We start from the raw sequence: 4443 nt of genomic DNA on the forward strand, positions 1-4443 counted from the left end.
TACCGGATATCCATTTATCTTATCGGCGCTTGAAAAATTAAACCTATAGAGAAATGGTATCAGGGTCAGACTTAGATTATAGGGCCACAGCTTGGCTAGAGAAGCGAACCCGGCCATACCCAAAATGCCCAGGATCAAGAACGCTACCCCACTCACCAGGCCAAGCAACGCCCAATCGCGGGCCAGGCGTGGCGTGGGCTGATAGGGTACAGCGCGACTGGACAGAGCAGAACTCTGCTGGCTTTGCGCCCAGCGTTCGACGAAGAAAGCCAGCACAGCCGGCAACAGCAGAATCAGCGACACCACCGCACCCATCTGGAAATTCTGCTGTCCCACCACCTGCTTATAGATGTCGGTCGCCAGCATGTTGAACTGGCCGCCGATCACCTTGGGCACGCCGAAGTCGGTAATCACCAGGGTAAACACCACAAAGATGGCGCTGATCAGGCCGTAGCGCACACCCGGCAGAGTAACGGTCGTGAAGGTGCGCCAGCGGCTGGCGCCCAGCGACTCCGAAGCCTCGTACAATCGGGCGTCGGCAGTGGATAGGGCAGTGGTCAAAATGATCAGGGCGTGGGGAAAGGTCCAGAACACCGAACCCATGACAATGCCGATGGGGCCATAAATCCCTTCTCCGAGCAACCAACCCTTTAGCGCCCCCTGATTGCCAAACAGATAAATCAGGGCAATTGCCGAGAGCAGCGACGGTGCAAGCAACGGGGCCATCGCCACCAGCCGGAAGAATCCTTTGAAGGGAATGCAACTGCGATTCAGGGCGTAGGCGTAACCGAAGGCCAGTGCGATCACCATCAGCGTGGACAGCGCCGACACCCACAGGCTGTTGCCAACTGCGCTGGACAGGGCGGGATTGGAGAAGTACTGGGCAAAGTTGGCCAGACCCACGAAAGCGCCATCGCTATCCTGCGTGCTTTTCGCCAGCATGATGATCAGCGGAACCAGCAAGGTGACGGCCAGATACAGCGCTAACACCAGCAACCCACCGCCCATCAGCCACCCATCGCGGCCCAGGCGCGGGCGGATGCGCAACGCTGCTACGGTTGCGACTTCAACCATAGGGGTACCCCTTCGCGAACAGGCGGATATGCTCGGCGGGAATGTGCAAGTGCATGGAATCACGCGGACGCAAGCCCAGCTCTCGTGCCCGCTGGCTGGAAACCTGCGCCCGCAGTCGGTGTTCGCCCAACTCGCCGCCGCCCAGGCTCAGCCAGAAGAAGGGCCCCATGAATTCAAGATCCTGCACCTCGGCTTGGAAACTGTTGGCGTGGCCGTTGGTTCGTCCGGTGCAAACCACATCTTCTGGACGCACCGCCGCATGTACCGCAGCCCCCAGCGTGAAATTGTCAACCTTGCAGGCCAACCGCGCCTGCCCCAACTGAATCTCACCCTGTCGTACCAGGGTCGCCGGCAGCAGGTTCATCGCACCGATGAACTCAGCCACGAACAGGCTGGCGGGCTGATGATAGATTTCCAGGGGAGTGCCGATCTGCTCGATGCGGCCATCCCGCATCACCACGATGCGGTCGGCCATGCTGATCGCCTCTTCCTGATCATGGGTGATCATGATGGTGGTGATGCCCAGTCGTCGTTGCAGGGTCTTAATCTCATCGCGCAGATACACCCGCACTTTAGCGTCCAGCGCTGACAGAGGTTCATCCAGTAGCAGCAATCCCGGCGAGATCGCCAACGCCCGCGCCAGTGCTACCCGCTGTTGCTGGCCGCCAGAGAGCTGCGAAGGGTACTTGCGACCGCTGTCGGGCAAGTTGATCAACGCTAGTAAGTCCTTAACCCGCTGTTGAATGGCTGTTTTGGTCTGGCGACGATTTTCCAGACCATAAGCGATGTTGCGGGCCACGGTCAGATTCTGAAACAGCGCGTAGGATTGAAACACAATGCCGAAATCGCGCTGAGCCGGCGGCAGGGCGGAAATATCGCGTCCATCCTGTTCCACCGTGCCGTGGGTCTGGATGTCCAGCCCGGAGATAGCCCGCAGCAGGGTGGTCTTGCCGCAGCCGGAGGGACCAAGGAAGCAGACGAATTCACCCTTGTGAATGTCGATGCTGACGTTATCCAGGGCAGTGAAATCACCGAAGCGCTTGCTGAGATTACGAATGCGGAGATAGGAGGCGGTCATAGGCGTTCAATGTAACGAGCTATTCCCCTCTCCCATCGGGAGAGGGGTCGGGTGTGAGTGTTCCAGCTACTTCTTCGGCTCCGACTTGCTGTCGTAGCGCTTGGCCCACTCAGCCAGAATCGCCTCGCGGTGCTTGGCCGCCCACTCGAAATCATTCTTGATCATCTTTGCGGCGATACCTTCTGGATAGTAGGGCACCGGTTTGGCGACGCCGGGCATTGCGACCACTGCATAGCCTTCGTTGTAGATCTCGTTGGCCTTGCGAGTGACCGACCAATTCGCCAGTTGCTTGGCGGCATCCAGCTTTTTGGTGCCTTTGACGATAGCGAAGGCTTCCAAATCCCAACCGACCCCTTCACTCGGCGCGATCACATCAATCGGGGCGCCCTTGCTTTTTTCCTGTGCGCCGCGATAGGCGAAGGAGATGCCGACCGGCACTTCGCCGGCGGCGGCCATCTTGCAGGGTTTGGAACCGGAATGGGTGTACTGGGCAATGTTTTCGTGCAGACCATCCATATATTTCCAGGCTTTGGTATCGCCCCACATCTGCATCCAGGCCGACACATCCAGGAAGCCAGTGCCGGAGGAATTGGGATTGGGCATCACGACCTTGCCCTTGAATTCCGGCTTGGCCAGATCGTGCCAGGAAGTCGGCGTTGGCAGATTGGCTTTGGCGGCTTCGACGGTGTTGAAACAGAGCGCCGCGACCCAGGCGCGCTGGCCGACCCACAGCGGTGGTTTGGTTTTGTCCACATACTGCGGATCCAGCGCTTCGACGCCCTTAGGCGCGTAAGCCTGGAAATAACCCTGATCGGCCAGCAACTTGAGACTGGTCGCCGCCAGGCCCCACACTACATCGGCCTGCGGGTTGGCTTTCTCGGCCAGCAACTTGGCGGTGATGATGCCGGTGGAATCGCGCACCCACTTGATATCGAGATCGGGATTGTCGGCCTCGATGGCTTGCTTGAATTTGGCGAGTTCATCGGCCTCGACGGCGGTATAAACCAGTAGTTCGGTTTTGGCCTGCACGGTGAAAGCAACGCCGGCTAACGCTAATGTGCCGAAAACGGTAGCAAATTTCATCGAAAATCCTCGCGGGTTGCAGAAAAGTAAACAACGACAGTCCAGAGGGAACCGGCGCGATGGGTAGCAACCCAGGATTGTGCAAGGACTGTGTTGCGAAATTGTGATCAGCCGGACACTTTCCCCGACCGGGCCTGTTCGCAGCGGCGGCGAAACATGGGATCGAAGGGATCAACCGCGCCAAAGCGACCGGGTTGAAACGGCGATAAATCGAATGGCGGAGTCTGGTCAGCCGCCAGTGCCGCCACAGCTCGACCAATCCCTCCGCTGGCCGCAATTCCCGCGCCGCAACAACCGGTCGCCAATAGCAAGCCCTCCACGCCGGGTGTCGCACCCAGCACAAATAAACCGTCCGGGGTATAGGTGGACGGGCCGGTGATATAGCTCTGAATCGCCAATTCCGGCAGCGCCGGCAAAAAGCGTTCCAGCAGCGCCGTACCTTCACTTAATGACTCCCAGCCCAAGTCGTCGCCGAAACTTAGGTTGGCAAGATCATCAGGCACCGTCCGTGGGTCCACGCTGACCGATTGCGCCTCGCGCAGCCCGAACAGCAGCCCGCCGACTTCGGGCCGGGTATAGGCCCGAGCTTCGGGGATGATGGTGAACGGGTGTCGGCGCGGAACCAGCGGATGCGGCGCGGCGATCCAGTATTGGCTGCGCACCGGCGCTGACGGGATGCCGAAACCTGCCTGGCTGGACAGCACCGCTGACCACGCGCCCGCTGCCAGCACCACTTGCGGGGCGTGATAATCGCCATCGGTAGTGCGCACCCCGATAACCCGTCCGTGAGCGAGCAACAGTTCCCGTACTGCCACGTTTTGCAACAGGATCGCGCCTTGCTGGCGAGCGGCATGGGCATAGGCCTGCGCCAGCCGGTAAGGATCAAGGTAGCCGTCATCCGGAGTGAACAGCGCGACGCGCACCGGATCGGGATGCAGCCACGGCACCAGCGCGGGCAGTTCGCCGGGTGGGAGCCATTGCAGGGCGACGCCATGCAAGGTATTGAGATCAGCCAATTCCTGTAATTCCCGCTCCCAGTTGACTGCGGCGGCCAGATGCAGACTGCCGACCCGGCGCAAGTCCAGCGATTCGCCCAAACTCTGCTCCAAACTGGCGATGTCGGCGTAGGTTTGTCGCACCAGCGGAATCAATAGACATTATCAATAACTGATTTAACAGAAAAATTTTTACTCAATTTATTGATTAAT

At 59.3% G+C, this 4443-nt stretch carries 4 protein-coding genes; all 4 read right to left on the reverse strand.

The genetic code is table 11. The annotated features are described in order from the left end of the window. Nucleotides 1–1074 (reverse strand): ABC transporter permease subunit (locus BN874_RS10425; RefSeq protein WP_154724860.1); only part of this gene is annotated, 1074 nt, incomplete at its 3' end. After that, nucleotides 1067–2152, reverse strand: coding sequence for a putative 2-aminoethylphosphonate ABC transporter ATP-binding protein (locus tag BN874_RS10430; protein ID WP_034432924.1), 1086 nt, complete (start codon nucleotides 2150–2152; stop codon nucleotides 1067–1069). The genes BN874_RS10425 and BN874_RS10430, both read right to left, overlap by 8 nt. Nucleotides 2153–2218: 66 nt before the next feature. Further along, a complete protein-coding gene (locus BN874_RS10435) occupies nucleotides 2219–3235 on the reverse strand; it encodes a putative 2-aminoethylphosphonate ABC transporter substrate-binding protein (RefSeq protein ID WP_034432925.1) in 1017 nt (338 codons plus the stop codon). Nucleotides 3236–3342: 107 nt separating this feature from the next. Continuing rightward, the gene (locus tag BN874_RS10440) at nucleotides 3343–4374 is read right to left on the reverse strand and encodes an NAD(P)/FAD-dependent oxidoreductase (RefSeq protein WP_195912163.1); all 1032 of its coding nucleotides are present in this window, start codon (nucleotides 4372–4374) and stop codon (nucleotides 3343–3345) included. Nucleotides 4375–4443: the final 69 nt, after the last annotated feature.

This window comes from Candidatus Contendobacter odensis Run_B_J11 (assembly GCF_000531125.1).
GTDB classification, from domain to species: domain Bacteria; phylum Pseudomonadota; class Gammaproteobacteria; order Competibacterales; family Competibacteraceae; genus Contendibacter; species Contendibacter odensensis.